Consider the following 17,788-nt stretch of genomic DNA (forward strand, 5'->3'; position numbering starts at 1 on the left):
TCTTCTCCATGGTTTATTGCAAAAAATAGTCCAAATTGCATCGTTTCGTATCGGCCCGTTTCAAAAGAGCGCCCGCCGACGACGAAAAACCTGAAAAATCATCGAATAGCCGATCGAAAAAAAATTCTTGTCTTGACACTCGATATTGCTTTGATCAAACTCGGAATCGCGGTTCGGTTAATCCAGCCATTATTCGCTGTCCTGTTCAGGCGGTGGGAATGGAGAATCAATCCATGCGTTCATTTGGAAAATTCTCGGTCATTTTATGCCTTTCGGCACTTCTCCTCCTCGGTTCGGGCGTCGGCAAAGCCATGGCTTCCTCGTCGCTGGACGGCGAATCCCTATCGTTGTTGGAATCGCCGGCGTTCGCGCAATCCGTCGAAGGCTTTGACGGCATGGCAAAGGTCGTGCGGATCGACAATCTGGCCCTCTTCATTCTGGAAGATGGCTTCGTTTGGGAGATCACCGATCTGACGGAGTTCGGCCTCGAGATTCGCCCTACCGCCAAAGTCAAAGAAGTAGTGGAAGCGATGCAGCCGGGCGATTATCTGGTCAGCCCCTGGACGAAGTCGCGTGAAATCCAGTATGTCGAAATCGGCGCCGAATCCATCTACCTTGAAACGTCGGTCCTCGACAAATATGACGAATCGGAAGACGCCAAGGGTCAGTTCGTCGGCGAATATGCCTGGCCGTATGAAATTCCCATCATGGATATCGAAGACCAGATCCTGATCGACACCGAGCTGGAAGGCGTCCCGGTCACGATCAAGGCCAACCACCTATACCTCGAAATGGCGGGCAACATTCTGTTCGGCTACAACTTCGACATCATTCCGCCCGACATTTATTACCTGCTCGTCGAATTCGATTCCTCGATGACGGTCATGATCGACTACATCGCGATGATCGGCGGCGCGATCAACTACAATTTCGACTTGCTCACCTTCAGTATCCCGGTGTACAGCGTCGGCTACGCGACGATCAACGTCGACGTGGCCTTGCCGACGCAATTGACGACCGACGGCCCGGTGTGCCTGGGCGGCGGTCTTTCGTTCACCTTCGGCTATTCGGTGGGCTTTGAAGCCCTGAGCGGCGAGTTCAATCCGATCTGGACGACCGACCCCGAGAATTTCACCAATCTCGATCCGAGCTACGGCGATCAGTCAAACGCGAACATCAAGACCACGGTCGATGTCGGAGTTTCGGCGACGGTGGGCATTCCCCAGTTGCTCGATCTGGTCGACGCGGCCTTCGACATCGGCATTTACGCCAACACGGTCGGCGTGAAGGATCCCTGCGGCTGGTCGCTCGATTCGGGTGTGACCGCCAACCTGGAAATCACGGAATTCACCGGCCTCATTTGCGGCCCGGGCGAATGCGACTGGCAGTTGTTCGACGCCTCGATCTATTCCGACAACGAAAGCTGCGACAACCTGACGGACAACTGCGAATGCAACGCCCAGGTCTGCCCGAGCGGCTGTTGCAGCGGCGACGATTGCCTGCCCGGAGACACCGACGCCGCCTGCGGCCAGACCGGCGACGCCTGCGTGACCTGCAGCGGCGACCAGCACTGCGTCAACGGGAACTGCGTCGCGGCCTGCGATGCCCAACTCTGCCCGGACGGCTGTTGCGACGGCACCACGTGCCACCCCGGTGACACGGACCTGCATTGCGGCACGGGCGGCGAGGCTTGTGCGCCGTGCACTGCCAATCAGCAATGCGAGAACCACATCTGCGAGCAGATGTGCGATTCGTTTTTATGCCCGATGGGTTGCTGCGACGGCAAGCAATGCATGCCGGGCGATGCCCACGACCTTTGCGGCACCGAAGGCGCGGAATGCAAGAAATGCGGCCCAAAACAACATTGCGAGGACGGCGCTTGCCTCCCGGGTGTCGACGATGACGACAACGACGACAATGACGATAACGATGATAACGACGACAACGACGATATCAATTTGAACGACGACGATTCGCCGGCGGATAAAGGCGACGACGACGCCAACGACTCCGGCGGCTGCGGCTGCTAGACGAGCGGCGAATGGTTCGACTGGCGTTGCCGGTATTTCCCTGTGGACGGCGGCCCGATTCCGCCGACCTGGAGCGGTAGATGAAGAAACGATTGATCCCAGCGGTTACCTTTTTCGCCGCGCTCGCGGCTGTTTTCTGCCTCCTTGCCTTCCCCGCCGAGGCGCCGGCCGCGCCGGATGGGAATTTTTCTTCCCTATCCGAATATGACGAAAGCAAGGCGTGCAATTTCTTCTCCTGCCCGTTCGGCTGCTGCGACGAACAGGACAATTGCCACACCGAATGGAGCGCCGAATACTGCGGTTATTACGGCGAAGATTGCGAAGCCTGCGAATATCCGACGCCCTACTGCTTCTTCGAAGTCGCTTACGCCCAATGCGTGGCGTGCAGCATCCTGACCTGCCCGTTCGGCTGCTGCGACGAGGAAGGCGGCTGCCACAGCGACGGCGATCCGGACTATTGCGGCTACTACGGCGAGGATTGCGAAACCTGCACCGTCCCGACGCCCTATTGCTTCAACGAGGGCGTCTACGCCCAATGCACCGAATGCAACGCCCTGACCTGCCCGCTGGGCTGCTGCGGCGATGACGGCTACTGCCACGAGGAGAACAACGCCCAGTATTGCGGCCTCGCCGGCGTTTCCTGCAGCACCTGCACCTCGCCGGAACCCAACTGCTTCGTCGGCCTTTGCGTCGGCTGCGACGCCATCACCTGCGCCACCGGTTGCTGTGACCCCGACAGCGTCTGTCACGACGACAACACCCCGGAATACTGCGGCATCGCCGGCACCGATTGCGGCACCTGCGAGGGCGACACCCCGAATTGCTACAACGGCTGGTGCGTCGGTTGCAGCGACGATTTCCCCTGCCCGGAAGGTTGCTGCGAGATGCGGACCAGCATCTGCCACCCGGGCACTTCCAATGAAGAGTGCGGCGTCGTCGGCGGCGAATGTTCGAACTGCGAAATCGACCAACTCTTCTGCCAGGCAGGCCAATGCGCCGTTTGCAACGCGGGCTCTTGCGGTAGCGGTTGTTGCGACACCAACGGTGCGTGCCGTCCGGGAACGGAAGACAACTTCTGCGGCACCGGCGCCACCGGATGCGTCAACTGCGCCTCCTCCGGCCAGGTCTGCGTCGACTTCACTTGCGTCTACCCCGGCGACGACGACACCACGGTCGACGACGACGACAACGACGACAACGACACCGTCACCTGCGGGCCGGACAATTGCCAGTTCGGCTGCTGCCAGGACGGCCAATGCTGGCCCGGCGACCTGGACGACAAATGCGGGATCGCCGCCGCCGCTTGCGTGGACTGCGAATCGGACGGCCTGGTCTGCCTGGATTATCAATGCACCGCGCCGGCCGACGACGACACCGCGCCGGTCGACGACGATAACGACGATAACGACGACAACGACGACAATTTCTTCGACGACGACAACGACGTCGACTCTTTGGCCGACGACGGCGGCAACGATAGCGGGAGTTGCGGCTGCTGAAAATCCAATCCCTTGGCAAAATAAGGGCGCGATCTTCCGCGCCCTTTCTCTTCCACCTTTTCAACAACTAGTTGGTCACCCGTGGATTACAAGAAAAGGGTAAATTGATGAGCAAACCGACGAGTCGGAGGCGGCCATGCGAAGCATGATAACCTCCGTTATCAAATGGATCCTGACGATGTTTTTACTGCTTTTGCCGATCGCCCTGGTCACCGCGACGGTCATCAAATCAATGAAATAACGGACCGGCCGTAGTCCGCATCAACTTCTTCGGACCGCCAACTCGGCGTGGGCGACGCGATAGAAGGAGAAGCCGCGCATCCGCCGCCCCGCCTCGCCCCAATAACGGGCGCGATAATCGTCGGCGCCCGCATCCGCGAGCAGCCGAAATCCGCGTTCGGCCAAAAACGCCGGCATTTTTTCCGGAACCATCCCCCAGACCCAAGGTTCGCCATCGCCCGCGACCTGCTCCTTCGAAATGTGCGCGCCTTCGAACGGCACGGAACCGTCGAGCAGGCCGCCGTGAAGGTAGGTAAACACCAGGCGGCTGCCGGGTTCGCAGACCGCGGCCAGGGTGCGCAGCGTCGCATCCACGCCGGCTTCGCCCAGGTAATGCGTCACCCCCTCCCACAAGACGAACGAAGGCTTGCCCGGCGTCAGGCCGGCGGTTTGCAACACTTCGCGCAAATCCTGCCGCTTCAAATCGGCCTCATGAAAGGTCACCGTGGCCGGGACCGCTTGCCCGATCCGCGCCAATCGCTCCCGCTTCAGCGCCTGGGTGGCGGGATGATCCACCTCGACGACCCGGCAAGCGGCGAGTTCCGCCAGGCGAAAGGCCCGGCAGTCGAAGCCGGCGCCGAGGATGATCACCTGCCGGATTCCTTCGCCGACCGCGGCGCGCAACAGATCGTCGATCAACCGGGTGCGCGCGATGCCCGAGGTCATCGCTCCGGGCCAGCGCCGATCGACGTACGCGCGCACCACCGGCCCGGCCAACGGCAGCCCGGAAAATCGGACGATCCGCTGCAACTTCGCCGACAGGAAGAGGATCGCGTAGGAATCGTCGAACAGCCGGACCGCGGCCGGACGCCGGATCGCTTCCAGGGCGCGGAAGGCCGCGGCGTACTCGGCGGTGTGACTGGCTTGATTATCCAGCATCCCTTCCACCTCCCCGCAGTGTTGGCGTTCAGCGGCAGCTTAGCACACCCGGCGAAACAACCGTCAAGCATCCGGCGGGCGAGTCCGGCGTCGGCGAAAGGCCGCCGCCTTCGGTTGACAAGGCTCTCCGGATCGAGGATTATTGATTGGGCGGCCGGTTAATTTCATCCCCGAGGAACGACATCATGAACACCAAGGAAAAGATTCTGCTCACGGCGGACGAACTGTTTGCGCGCGTCGGTTACGATGCGACTTCCACGCGCGAGATCGCCGAACAGAGCGGCGTCAACAAGGCGTTGATTCACTATCATTTCAAAAACAAGGAAGCGTTGCTCGGCAGCGTGCTGGAGATGTACTACACGCGGCTCGGCGCCATGTTGGCGCAAACGATTGGCGTTTCGGGGACCTTCCGCGAAAAAATGACGGCGCTGGTCTCGGCCTACCTGGAGTTCCTCAACCAGAACCGCAATTTCAGCCGCATCGTCCAGCATGAAATGTCCGGCGGCGCCAACCTCGGCCTGATCCGCGACCGCATGCGGCCGTTTTTCCGCCTGGGCCGCCGCATGCTGGAGGCCGAATATCCGGCCACGCGCCAGGGGCCGCTGGCTGCCGAGCAATTGCTGCTCAGCTTCTTCGGCCTGATCGTCAGCTATTTTTCCTACGCCGAGGTCGTCGGCGACCTGCTGGGCAAAGATCCGTTGTCGCCGGCCGCATTGCGACGCCGGCGCGAGCATGTGCTGGCCGTCATGAACACTTTGATCGCCGCCGTCGAGGCGTCGAAACATGAGGAACGTGGTGGCTGATCCAAGTCGATCCCCGGTCGCATGCGACGCCGATCCCGGCGATCGCCTCGCGCGGTTGCGGCTTCGCTACCAGACGGAAACGCCGGTCATTTCCATCGAGCGGGCCCGCTATTACACCGCCAGTTGGTTCGCCCCCGAAAACCAGGCCAAACCGTTGCCGATCCGCGTCGCGCTGGCGATGCTCCACGTCTACCGCCACTTGAATCTGTACATCGACGCCGACGACCGGATCGCCGGTCATTGGACCGAAAATTTCCTGGGCGTGCCGATTCCGATCGAGCGCGGCGAGTACAACCGCGTCCTGGCCGCCGAACTGACCACCGCCACCCTCGCGGCCTTCCGGGCGAAGAGCGCGACCAAGGGCATCGCCTATCTCGCCCGCCGCCGGTCCTGGCGCGAGTTTCTGCACAACCAACGAATCACCCGCGCCGCCGGCACGCCGCCCTTGAACCTGAGCCTCAAAACGATGGCCGAGCGCGAGATCAATCCTTACACGATCGATCCGGCCGACCGCGAGATTTTGCTGAAGCAATTGCTGCCGGCCTGGGAAGGCCGGACGTTGGCCGATCATCTCGAAACCGCGCTGGCCGCGGCGGGACTGTATTCCGGCGAAATGCACGATTTCGTCACCGCGATGCCGGGCAGCACGTCGCGGCAGGTGCTCTGGCTGTCGACCTGCGCGACGGTCGCCACGATTCAAGGGCACGTGGTGCTGGATTACGACCGTGTGTTGCACCACGGGTTGTGTGGCCTTCGCGACGAGGTCGCCCGGCGCCTGGCGGCCGCCGACGATGACGAGCAGCGGGATTTTCTGACCGCGGCCCAACTGGCCTTGGAGGGCGTCACGCTCTTCGCGCAGCGGTTGGCGGCGCGCCTCGAACAAGCGGCGAAGGCGGCGGCCGATCCCGGGCGGCAAACCGAACTGGCGGAGCTGGCGCGCCTCTGCGCCCGCGTTCCCGAGCATCCGGCGCGCACCTTTCGCGAGGCGGTGCAGTCCTTGTGGACGATCAAGACGGCCGTCGAGATCGCCCAGCCGATCAACCTGCATTGTTTCGGGCGGCTGGATCAGTCGCTGCAACCGTATTATCACCGCGATCGTCGCGCCGGGCGCCTGACGCGCGACGAAGCGGTCGAGTTGCTGGCGGAACTACAGCTCAAGATCATGGCGCAGAACATCCGCCCCGAGAGCAATATCCTCGGCAATTTTTACCAGCGCTACCTCGGCTCGGCGCCGGTGACCGTCGGCGGCAAACGCCGGGACGGCCGCGACGGCACCAACGACACGACCTACCTGTTCATCGAGGCGGCCCGCCGTTCGAAGGCGGTGACGAACCTTTCGATCCGCGTCCACCCGGGCACGCCGGACGAATTGTTCCAGGCCGCCGCCGCGGGCCTTGCCGACGGTACGTCGTCCTTCTCGTTCTTCAACGACGAAGTGATGATCCCGGCGATGCGACAACGCGGCTTCGCCCTTCGCGACGCGCGCGATTACGCCATCATGGGCTGCGTCGAGGCGACCTGCCCGGGCAAGACCGGCAGCATGAGCGCCAACGGCCTGCAATTGTGCCGCCTATTGGACATCACGTTGCGCAACGGCGATTCCAAAATCCTCGCCGGCACGATCCACGGCGACGGACTGCCGACCGGCGGCGCCGGCCGCTTCGCCGACTTCGACGAACTGCTCGCCGCGTTCCTGCGGCAAGGCCGCTACTTCATCGAAAAAATCGCCGTCGGGTCGAACCTTCGCGATCGGCTGCACGCCGAGCGGCTGCCGGCGCCGTTGATTTCGGTTTTCATCGACGGTTGCGTGGAATCGGGAAAGGACGTCACCCGCGGCGGCGCGCGCTACGATTTGAGCGGGATCTCGATGATCAATTCGATCGCCAATCTGGTCGATTCGCTGTACGTCATAAAAAAATTGGTTTTCGAGCGGCGCCGGCTGTCCCTGCCCGAACTCGTCGCGGCGGTGGACGACAATTTTCAAGGGCACGAGGCGTTGGCGGCCGAGATCGCCGCGCTGCCCGGCATGTGGGGCAACGGCGATCCCGAAACCGACGAACTGGCCCGCTACGTGATGGCCGGCCTGTTCGCCGAAACCTACCACCACCGGTCGTTTAAAAACGCGCCTTTCGTGGTCTATCTGATCAGCATGATCACCCACACCGTCGAGGGCCGCCTTTCACCGGCCACGCCCGACGGACGTCGCGCCGCCACTCCCTTCGCGGCCAGCGCCAATCCGTACAACGTCGAGCACGCGGGCATCACCGGCGTTTTGCGCTCGGTGGCGTCGCTGCCTTACCGCGATGTGCTCGGGGCGGCGGTCAACGTGAAATTCCACCCCAGCGCCATCGGTAAAAATCGCCTCACGCGGGATAAATGGATCCATTTGATCCGCGCCTACTTCGGCCTCGGCGGTCTGCAGATCCAGCCGACGGTCGCCGACGCGGCGATGCTGCGCGACGCGCAAATCCATCCGGAAAATCACCGCGACCTGATCGTCAAGGTCGGCGGTTACAGCACCTATTTCGTCGACCTGGGACGGGAGATCCAAGCCGAGGTGATCGCCCGGACCCAGCACGACTGACCGCCGCGGAGCGACAACGATGAAAGTTCTGGTCACCGGCGCCGACGGCATGCTCGGCAGCTACCTGGTCCGCGAACTGCTGGCGCGGCGCCATGCCGTGCGTGCCTTCGTGCAGCCGGGCAGCGCCTCGCCGACCCTCGACGGATTGCCGCTCGAACGGGTCGCCGGCGATTTGCGCGCCGACCGGGATGTCGACGGCGCGGTCGCCGGCTGCGATGCCGTTTGCCATTGCGCCGCGGTGATCGACCTCAACGCCGCGCCGGCGCTGATCCGCGAGGTCAACCTCGAAGGGACCCGACGACTGGTCAGGGCCGCCCGGACCAACCGGGTGCGCCGTTTCGTTTTCGTCAGTTCCGCCAGCGCCTTCCAATTCGGCACCCCCGACGATCCCGCCGAAACCTGCGGCGACTTCCCGGAAGTTTATCGGGGCGTCGCGTACGCCGAATCCAAGCGGGCCGCAACCGACCTGGTGCGGGCCGCCGTCCGCGAACACGGCCTGAACGCCGTCGTCGTGGCGCCGACCTTCATGATCGGCGGATTCAACTGCCGCCCCGGATCGAGCGACCTGTTGCGCGCCTTTGCCGCGGGGCGGCTGCGCGTCTCCTCGCCCGGCGGCCGGAATTTCGTTTTCGCCGGCGACGCGGCGGTCGCGACCGCCAACGCGCTGCAACAAGGCGAGATCGGCGAAGCCTATCTGCTGGCCGGGGAAAACCTCACCTATACGCAATTTCTGACCCTCGCCGCGGTCCCGGCGCGCCGGCGTCCCCCGCTGTTCACCCTGCCCGGCGCCCTGGTGCTCGCGGCGGGAACCGTTTGCACCTGGAGCGAAAAAATCACCGGCCGAAAATTGAAGCTCAACGCCCAACTGGCGCGCTTGTCGCTGTCGTTTCCGTGTTACCGCGCCACCCGCGCGATCCGCGACCTCGATCTGCCGCAAACGCCGATCCGCGCGGCGATCGAGGAATCGTTGGCGGGCCTGCGCGCCTACGGCTTGTTGCCGGGAGAAAAACCATGACCCGTTTCCGCAACCAAGTGGCCCTGATCACCGGCGGCAGCCGGGGAGTGGGTCTGGCCACCGCTCGCGCCCTGCTGGCGCGCGGCGCGAAGGTCGTCATCACCGCACGGGGCGAAGAGCGCCTGCGGCGTTCGCACCGCGAATTGGCCACGCTCGGCGAAGTGGCCTCGTGCGCCGGCGATATCGCCGACTGGAACGACGCCGGCCGGATGGTGGAAACGGTGCTGGCGAACTTCGGCCGGCTCGACATCCTGATCAACAACGCCGGGGTCTCGATGCGCGGCGACCTGGTCGATCTGGCGCCCGCGGTCTGCCGCCGGGTCGTGGACACGAACCTGCTGGGCAGCATCTACGTGACCCGCGCCGCTTTGGCGCACCTGGTCGAATCGCGCGGCCAGGTCGTTTTCATCTCGAGCATCGCGGGGCTGTTCGGCTTGCCGGGCGCCTCCGTCTACAGCGCGACCAAGGCGGCGCTCACGGCGTTCGCCGAATCGTTGCGCCTGGAACTGGCCGGCGCCGGCGTGCACGCGGGCGTCGTGTATCTCGGCTACACCGAGCACGACCCGGAGAAGCGCATTCTGGCGGCCGACGGGTCGCCGGTGCCGCCCGACCGGCCCGCGCACCACAGCCAGGCCCACGCCGCCGAGTTGATCCTGAAAATGATCGAAAAACGCCGCAATCGGCTGATCATGACGCCCGTCGGCGCGCTCGGCTATTTGGCGCATCGCCTGTCGCCCGACGCGGTGGAATCGGCGATTCGGCTGGCCAAGGACGGCGATTGGGAAATTTACCGGCGGTTTTCTTGATCCGCTCACGATCCGGGAGGGAAAATTCATGAGCTTTGTCAAAACGCAAGCGGAACTCGATCGCTACTACGGCCTCGGCGTCCGGCGCTTTACCGGCGCCCAAATGATGGGAGTGATGTTTCAGACCCGGCCCGAAATCGTCGTCGGGTTGCTGCCCCCGCCGCTGGCGCCGACCGATTCGCCCGACGGGCTGATCTTCATCGCCCAGTACCCCGAAACGAACCTCGGGCCGGGCTATCGCGAGGCCGCGCTCTACCTCAAGTGCCAGTATCGCGGCGAGGCGGGCACCTACTGCCTGTCGATGCCGATCACCGCCGAGGCGCGGATGCACAACGGCCGCGACATTTTCGGCCTGCCGAAAAAATTGGCCGACATTCACTTCGCGCGCGAAGGCGACCAGGTGCACGGCTACGTCGAGCGGGCCGGCGTGCGGTTCGTGGAAATCAGCCTCAAGCTGCTGGGCAATCTGCCCAACGCGCCCGAAACCGGGCCGACCTTTTTGTTCAAGGCGATGCCGCGGATCGATTTGCAGCCGGGTTTCGACGGGCCGGTGTTTCTGGCCAAACAGCGCACGCTCGTCGCGGCCCGGCAATTCGAAATCGGCGTCCCGGAGATCGTCCTGCGGCCGTCGCCGACCGATCCGTGGGCGGAGGTGGAAATCGTCACGATCATGGCCGGTTTCTGCATGGTCGCGGACAACACGATGTTGCCGGGGGAGATTCTCGGCGAAGTCGATGCCGCCGCCTTTCTGCCCCACTATTTCAAAATGACCGACTTCGCGACCGGCGACTGAAAAAGGAGCAGCCGATGATTGATTTCACGCCCGACCCCATGCAGCAACAGTTGATCGAAACCGCCCGGAAATTCGGCCGCGACCACGTCGCCCCGGCCGAGATCGCGCTGGACAAGATCGGCGACCCGAAGGAGACGTTCGCGGCGGACGCCTACTGGAGCGTGTTGGCGCAGGCCTGCGAACTCGGCTTTCACAAAATGGGCATCATGGAGGAATACGGCGGCCTCGGGCTCGACGCGCAGTCGATCGGCCTGGTGTGGGAGGAACTGGCGTTTCACGGCGCCGGGTTCACCGCGTCGCTGATCGCCAGTTCGGTGGCGCAGCAATTGATCACGGTGATGGCCTCGCACAACAAGGAATTGATCGACCAATATGTACTGCCTTTCTGCGCCGACCGGACCGGCCGCAAATTCAGCGCCTGGGGCAGCAGCGAGCCGAACGTCGGCTCGGACGGCAAGAACTACTACGACCCCAACGTCCGCCATCACACGACCGCGGTCAAAAAGGACGGCGGTTGGTCGATCAGCGGCACCAAGTCCGATTTCGTCTCCAACGCGGGCATCGCCGACGTGTTCGTCATTTTCGCCAACGTCGACCCGGCGCTGGGCATTCGCGGCTCGGGCGCGTTCATCGTGCCGGCCGACGCGCCGGGCGTGCAGCGCGGCCTGCCGATCGACAAGCTCGGCCTGCGCGTCCTCAACCAGGCGGCGCTCTACTTCGAGGACGTCTGGATTCCGGAAGGCAACATGATCTTCCCGCCGGGCGAAGGCTTCCCGATGCTGCACCAGATGATCATCACCGTCGGCAGCCTGGCGGTCGGCTACCTGGCCGTCGGCCTGATGCGCGCCGCGTACCAGGAGGCGCTGGAGTATTCGAAAGTGCGCGTCCAGTGGGGCAAGCCGATCTTCGAGCACCAATTGGTCGCTCGGAAACTGTTCGAATGCTACCAGACGATCGAGGCGGCGCGCGCCCTCTTGTGGAAAGCCAGTTGGCTGGCCCGGACCCGTTTTCCGGGCGATCTGAAAGCCTCGCTGGCCGGCCGGATCTTCGCGACCGACAACGCGATCCGGCACACCGCCGAGATGGTGCAGGTGCTGGGCGGTTACGGCATCTCGAAGGAGTACAAGCTGGAAAAATACCTGCGCGACGCGAAGCTGCTCCAGATCATGGACGGCACGAACGAAACCCTGATGATGAAGGCGGCCGCGCAACTCTGAGCGGCCGGCCGCGCGGCGAAGGAAACCATTCATGGACCTGATGGTGCTGCTGGGCTTTGGCGCGGGCATGATCGGCGCCCTGCTGCTCAACGTGGGCAAAGGCGTCCAGAAGCAGAAGGTCCGGGTGTTTCTGCAGGGCCGGCGGATGTTCGCGCCGCCGCATCGGCGCGACCTGGGCATCTGGCTGATCGGCCTGGCGATGACCGGCAGCGCGATGTTCTTCTTTCCGGTCGGCGTGGCGCTCTCCAACCGCCCTTCGGTGATTTCCGCGATGACCGGCATCGGCCTGATCGGCCTGCTGGTCTATGCCGTCGCGGCGATCGGCGAAAAAATCGGCCGGGCCGACGCGCTCGGCGTCGCTTTGATCGTGATCGGCACCTCGGCGCTCGGCTACGTCGGCTCGTCCCGCGAAGCCGTCGACCGCCGCTTTCACGACCCGACCCTCTGGCTGGTCCTCGGATCGATCCTGCTGGTACTGATCGCGCTCTGCGCCGGCGCCTGGCGCCGCCGCTGGCAACGCCTGCACGGCATCGCCTTCGGCGCGCTGGCCGGGCTTTTGATCGGCGGGGGCATTTTTCTGGCGCATGCCGCCCGCGTCCGCGCCGGGATCTCCTTCGGCGATCAACTGCGGACGCCCTACCTGTACGTCGCGTTCGTTTTCGCGTTGGCGGCGACGCTGGCGTCGCAACTGGGCTTCCTGCGCGGCCGGGCGCTGGAGGTGGTTCCCGCGGTCAATTCGGCGACCATGCTCGTTCCGCTGGGGTTGGAAATCGCGGTGTACGGCGCGCGGCCCGATCCGCTCGAACTGGCGTTGACCGGAGTGATTCTGATCGGCGTTTTGCTGCTTTCGCTGGGCGCGGCGGCGGCGAATTTCCGAGCGCCGGCGGCGAGCGGCTAACGCAGGATCAAGGCCAGGCCCGAGACGCAAAGCAGCAGGTAGACCGCGATCCGGAAAATCCGCTCGGGCAATTTTTCATGCAGGTATTCGGCGATGAAGATCGACAGCACGACCACCGGAATCAGCGCCGCGATGGTGCGCACCGTTTGGCCGGTGATCCGCCCGAAGGCGAGGTGCACGATCATCAGGATGAGGTTCAGCACCACCCACAATCCCGACAGTGTCGCGCGGAATTCCCCCTTGCCTTGGATGTTGCGGCCGCCCCAGTAGGCGATCAGCGGCCCGCCCGACGCCCAGAGCCCTTGCGCGAAACCGCCGATGCACAAGACCAGAGCGCTTCGCGGCCCGGTCAGTTCGCCGCGGTTCCGGCCGCCGTCGCCGCGCCGCATCAGCGCCAGTTCCCAGAGTGAAATGCCCACGACGAACAGCCCCAGCGCCCAGCTCAGGTTCTGCGTCTGCATGGTCAGAAAAACCGTCAACCCGACCGGCAGGCCGACGCACGTCCACGGCAAAATCCGCTTTAGCAGCATGTCCTTCTGAATCAGCCGGCGGTGCCGCACCGCCAGGTAGCCGAGCGCCACGAGGTTGCACGGGACGAGGACGGGCACCACGAAATCGATCGGCAGAAAAAACGCCGCGAACGTCGCGCCGATCAGCGACGAGCCGAAACCGATGCTGGTCCCGACCGTGTACGAAAACAGTACGATCGCGCCCAGCAGGATCATCGATCCGGTCATGAAATGCCGTCCTTAGATAGGGAAAATTTGTTGAAGTGTATCATGTCGCCGGGAAGTGGCAACCAAAAGAGCAGATTCCCAATAATTATTTCGAGCCGCTTGTTGGTCCTGCTTGTCCGCCAACTAACTTCTATTCGCCTTCGCTGACCAAATTGACCTTCCGCCCCAAGGCCCCTATTCTTTTCGGCGAATCTAGGCGCATTGGTGAGGAGCAACTCTTGTCCGGTTCGATCGGCAATGGCTTTTCGCTGGCCCGGCGACTCGGCGGGGTCTGGTTCGCGCGACAATTCGGGCGCGCGCCGGCCGGCCTGCCGATTCTGGACCTCTATCTGACCAATCGGTGCAACCTGCATTGCCGCCCGTGCGGCGCGCGCTTCCTGCCGCCGCCGCAATCCGGGGCTGCGGAACTGAGCACCGCCGAATGGAAAGCCGTCCTCGATTCCGCCGCCCGCCTGCATTGCTCGCTGGTCAGCCTTTCGGGCGGCGAACCGCTGCTGCGGCCGGACCTCGCCGAGATCATCCGTCACGGCGACTCGTTGGGAATGTCGATGCACATTTCCAGCAACGGGCACCTGCTGGACGAACCAACGGTCGCCGACTTGCGCGCCAGCGGCCTGCGGTCGATCCAGATTTCGCTGCACGGCCCCACGCCGGCGATTCACGACGCCATCAGCGGCGCGGGCAGCTTCGAAAAAGCGGTGCATGCGATCGCCCTGCTGCGCCGGATCGCGCCCGAAATACCGATCGGCGTGAATTGCACGCTGATCCCGGAACTGCCCCACCCCTTCGCGGAGATGGTCCCGTTCGTCAAAAGCCTGGGCGTTCGGCAGTTCAAAATCACCCCGGCTTACGGAAACCTGCTGCATCGCGCCCTCCCCGCGGCGTCCCGCCCCGGCCTGATCTACGACGAGCAAAAGATGCGCGACCTGTGGCCGGAGATCGAACGGTTGCGGCGCGCTTTGAACGAGCATGGGCTGTTCGGTTCCTCGCGCGCCTATGCGCGGCTGATCGGCGGCCGGTCGCCCGGCCCCCGCGGGCGTTATTGTTACGCCGCTTACGCGCTGTGCGCCGTCGATCCCTACGGCGTGGCCGGGGCTTGCCTCGATCTGCCGGGGACGATCTCGGTGCGCGAGCGGCCGCTGGAGGAGATCTGGCGCGGCCCCGAGTTCGCCCGCCTGCGCAACGACGTGCGCCGCTGCCGCCTCGCCTGCTGGGATTGCACGACGATGGAAGTCAGCCTGCGTTTCCGCGCCCGCCATCTGCTCGGCGATCTCGCCCAGAACGTCCGCGACTTGCGGCATTATGTCGGGTGACGGCCGATCCGGGTATAATGGCCCCGATCCATTTTTCACGAAGCGAGCCGCGGATGAATCGCGAGGACAAAATCCTGCTGATCAACTGCCCTTTCGGGTTCTACGGATCCCCGGATCTGGGCCTGGCGCGGGTCGCCTCGTTTCTGAAAAACCACGGCGTCGAGGTGGCCGTTCGCGATCTGAACCTCGAGCTGTACGAGGAATCGGGCCGTCCCGAACTTTGGAATCGGCGCTATCACTATTCCAACCCGGAACGCTTCGCCGCCGAATTTCCGCGCTTCGAGAGTTTTTTCCGGCGCACCTGCGCGGCGATCCTCGCCACGGGCTATCGCCTGTTCGGCTTCAACGTCCACCTGTTCAACCTGTTGTACGTCAATCGCCTGGCGGCGGAACTCGACCGCAACCTCGGCGCCAAAATCATCCTGGGCGGCGGCGCGGTCGCGCTCGCCGACACGCGCGAGCGGCTTTACCGGTCGTGCAATGTCTCCCTCGTGAAGGGCCGCGGCGAGAGTGTGTTGCGCGCCCTGCTGGCGGATCGGGCGCGCGGCAAGCTGCGGCCGCTGTATCGCGATGACGATCCGGGAAGCGACCCGGAAGCCGACTTCGTCACCGCATTCGACGCGTTCGATCTCGACCGTTATCCGGGCCGCAACTACCCGCTGATCTTCACCGAAGGATGCAACCGCCGTTGCGTCTATTGCAGCGAACCGTTCTACAAAGCGCCGTGCCGGGCGCGCGACGCGGCAATGGTGCGGCGGGAAATCGAAGCGGCTTTGGCGCGCCGGCCCGACACCTTCTTTGAATTTCACGATCTGGCCATCAATCTTTTCCCGGATTCGCTCCTGGCCCTCTGCCGCGAATTGAGCGACCGGGACTGGCAACCTCGCTGGTGCGCGAACGCCATCCCCGACCGTTTTTTCACGACGGAACACTGCGCGCGGCTCGCCCGCGGCGGGTGTGTCTACCTGCGCTTCGGCCTGGAAAGCGGCTCGCCCGAAACCGTCCGCCGGATGAGAAAAGCATTTCAACTGGACGACGCGCGCACCGCCCTGCGCCGCTGCGCGGCAAGCGGCATCAAGACCGGCGTCAACCTCATCGTCGGCTTTCCCGGCGAAACCGAGGCGGACTTCGCGCAAACTCTCGCTTTTCTCAAAGAGAACAAGGATTCGATCGGCCTCGTCGACAACCTCTTCACCTGCTACATCACCGGCGGCTCGGACTTGGAGCACCGGGCCGTGGAATGGGGTATTGTCCGCCCAGAAAACGATCCTTGGTATCGCTGGTACACGGTCGATCCGCCCAACGACTTTGCCTTGCGACGGGCGCGCCAGGAACGGCTGCTCGCGTTTTGCCGGGCCGAGGGTATCGCCGTCGGCACGCCCGACGCGGAGTTGAACACGCAACTGATGGATTGGCGGGAAGCCGAGGCGGCGGAACCTTCGCCGGCGATTTCACCGGCCGATCGCCGGTCCGCGATCATGGAACTGGCGCGGAACGACGAGGCGTCGGCCGATCCGGTCCCCGATTGGGACGCGCCTTGGCCGGACAATATGGCGGTCGTCAATTATACCAAGGGATTTCTGCTCCCCGAGTTGTGTCCGCCGGGCGAAGCCGTTTCGTCCGCGCGGCGGCCGATTCCCGCGGTTTTGGACGAGATCGCAGCCGCGCTGGCCCACGGCATCAGGCATTTCTATTTTTCGGACGAAGCGATCAATCAGGATCTGCCCGCGCTGGCGGGCTTGTGCGAGCACTTGATCGCCCGGCGTTGGGATTTGCGCTGGTGGGCGCGGCTGGCGGCGCGGGAGGCGCAAGACGGTCGCTTGTTCGCGCTTCTGCGGCGCGCGGGATGCGTCGGCGTGGATTATTTATTCACGCCCGCCGCCGGTCGCGACGATCCGCCGGGGTTTGCACCTCCAGATGTTGAAACGGCCGCGCGGCAGATAAGGGATCTGAGCGATGCCGGGTTGTGGGTCGTCTGGCGAACGACCGCCGATCCCGCCGGACTCAAGAGCCTGGGCGCCGAAGCGGACCTCGTCGTGATGGAACGCGCGGCGTCGGAAGACGCGCCACGCCTGCTGTATGAGCCGAGCGACCGCGCGATCATCAATCGAGTGGTGACGCAACCGCGCCGCCGGCCGCAGTTGATCGTCGAAGCGGCAAACGGCCGTTTGCATTTTTACCGCGATGGAACCGCGCTGCTGGGACCGGCCGGCTTCTTCCTTGACTGGGACCTCGCCGGACAACGCTATTTATCCTTCGATGCCGCATGGAAACCCGCGCCCGATTTAACCCTGCGGACGGAATCTCCCGCCAGTTTCGAATTTCGCCTGACGCTTCATTTTGCAAACGATGAATTGCTCCTCGAACTGCGTGGCGCGGCAAAAATGGAAACGGTTTTAACGCGTCTGAAAATCAACTTGCTTTTCAATCCCGCCACCCTGCGCTGCCTGCAATCCGGGCCCGATGATTTCCCGCTGAAAAATTTCCGGGATGCCGCCGCCGACTGGCATCCGGTCGGGCCGCTGGACAGGAACGGCCGTCCGGCGTTATCCGAAAATTTTCAATGGAACGCGCCATGCCGGTGGTCGTTGGTTCACGAGCCGACCGCGACGCGCGCCGATTTTTCCATGGAGTCGCCGGGCTGGAAACCGGTGGCGCAGGCGCGATGCCGCCCCGGCGCCGCCGTCTGTTTCTACCGTGACGACCGCCTGACGATCGGTCCGGTTCCGCAAGTTTTGGGGAGGTTGAAAATCGCCGCCCGCGATGCCCGAACCGGCGCGACGTTACCGGTTCGTTTGACGGATTTCGCGCGCCGCAACTGGAATTCTCCCCGTAGCGGACTTTTCGATTAGCCCCGCCGCCGCGCGCGCCGAAAATCGCCCGACGATTATCCACTACGGCGGATATCAATAAAAAGCCTGAAAGGAGACTCGCC

General features: G+C 63.9%; 13 protein-coding genes. 11 read left to right on the top strand and 2 right to left on the bottom strand.

Translation table 11 applies throughout. From position 1 onward, the window contains the following. Positions 1 to 233: 233 nt before the first annotated feature. The gene (locus GX444_01335; GenBank protein NLH47225.1) at positions 234 to 2,030 is read left to right on the top strand and encodes a hypothetical protein; all 1,797 of its coding nucleotides are present in this window, start codon (positions 234 to 236) and stop codon (positions 2,028 to 2,030) included. 80 nt (positions 2,031 to 2,110) lie between these two features. Further along, positions 2,111 to 3,529, top strand: a complete 1,419-nt coding sequence (locus tag GX444_01340; protein ID NLH47226.1) for a hypothetical protein — start codon at positions 2,111 to 2,113, stop codon at positions 3,527 to 3,529. Between the two features lie 261 nt (positions 3,530 to 3,790). Here GX444_01340 and GX444_01345 read toward each other — a convergent pair whose 3' ends face one another. Next, positions 3,791 to 4,687, bottom strand: a complete 897-nt coding sequence (locus GX444_01345; GenBank protein ID NLH47227.1) for an SAM-dependent methyltransferase — start codon at positions 4,685 to 4,687, stop codon at positions 3,791 to 3,793. Between the two features lie 185 nt (positions 4,688 to 4,872). Here GX444_01345 and GX444_01350 point away from each other — a divergent pair, with 185 nt between their 5' ends. The 7 genes from GX444_01350 to GX444_01380 are packed head-to-tail and all read left to right on the top strand — an operon-like array spanning position 4,873 to position 12,803. Next, positions 4,873 to 5,490 (top strand): TetR/AcrR family transcriptional regulator, encoded by a 618-nt coding sequence (locus tag GX444_01350; GenBank protein NLH47228.1) that lies wholly within the window; start codon positions 4,873 to 4,875, stop codon positions 5,488 to 5,490. Beyond that, positions 5,471 to 8,074, top strand: a complete 2,604-nt coding sequence (locus GX444_01355) for a hypothetical protein (protein NLH47229.1) — start codon at positions 5,471 to 5,473, stop codon at positions 8,072 to 8,074. The genes GX444_01350 and GX444_01355 overlap by 20 nt, the downstream gene beginning before the upstream one ends. Positions 8,075 to 8,093: 19 nt before the next feature. Next, positions 8,094 to 9,089, top strand: coding sequence for an NAD-dependent epimerase/dehydratase family protein (locus GX444_01360; GenBank protein NLH47230.1), 996 nt, complete (start codon positions 8,094 to 8,096; stop codon positions 9,087 to 9,089). After that, a complete protein-coding gene (locus tag GX444_01365) occupies positions 9,086 to 9,895 on the top strand; it encodes an SDR family oxidoreductase (GenBank protein ID NLH47231.1) in 810 nt (269 codons plus the stop codon). Before GX444_01360 ends, GX444_01365 begins: the two co-directional genes overlap by 4 nt. A gap of 28 nt (positions 9,896 to 9,923) precedes the next feature. After that, positions 9,924 to 10,688 carry an acetoacetate decarboxylase family protein gene (locus GX444_01370; protein ID NLH47232.1) on the top strand — a complete coding sequence of 255 codons (765 nt, stop codon included), beginning with the start codon at positions 9,924 to 9,926 and terminating at the stop codon, positions 10,686 to 10,688. Positions 10,689 to 10,702: 14 nt separating this feature from the next. Next, positions 10,703 to 11,905, top strand: a complete 1,203-nt coding sequence (locus GX444_01375) for an acyl-CoA/acyl-ACP dehydrogenase (GenBank protein NLH47233.1) — start codon at positions 10,703 to 10,705, stop codon at positions 11,903 to 11,905. 31 nt (positions 11,906 to 11,936) lie between these two features. After that, positions 11,937 to 12,803 carry a hypothetical protein gene (locus GX444_01380; protein ID NLH47234.1) on the top strand — a complete coding sequence of 289 codons (867 nt, stop codon included), beginning with the start codon at positions 11,937 to 11,939 and terminating at the stop codon, positions 12,801 to 12,803. Here the strand turns inward: GX444_01380 and GX444_01385 are convergent. Next, positions 12,800 to 13,540 carry a sulfite exporter TauE/SafE family protein gene (locus GX444_01385; protein ID NLH47235.1) on the bottom strand — a complete coding sequence of 247 codons (741 nt, stop codon included), beginning with the start codon at positions 13,538 to 13,540 and terminating at the stop codon, positions 12,800 to 12,802. The genes GX444_01380 and GX444_01385 overlap by 4 nt on opposite strands. Before the next feature lie 218 nt (positions 13,541 to 13,758). Between GX444_01385 and GX444_01390 the strand changes: the two genes are divergently transcribed. Further along, positions 13,759 to 14,853 (top strand): radical SAM protein, encoded by a 1,095-nt coding sequence (locus GX444_01390; protein ID NLH47236.1) that lies wholly within the window; start codon positions 13,759 to 13,761, stop codon positions 14,851 to 14,853. A 53-nt stretch (positions 14,854 to 14,906) separates the two neighbouring features. Continuing rightward, positions 14,907 to 17,705, top strand: a complete 2,799-nt coding sequence (locus GX444_01395) for a radical SAM protein (protein NLH47237.1) — start codon at positions 14,907 to 14,909, stop codon at positions 17,703 to 17,705. Positions 17,706 to 17,788 lie beyond the last annotated feature (83 nt).

This window comes from Myxococcales bacterium, from assembly GCA_012517325.1.
Lineage (GTDB): Bacteria > Lernaellota > Lernaellaia > Lernaellales > Lernaellaceae > JAAYVF01.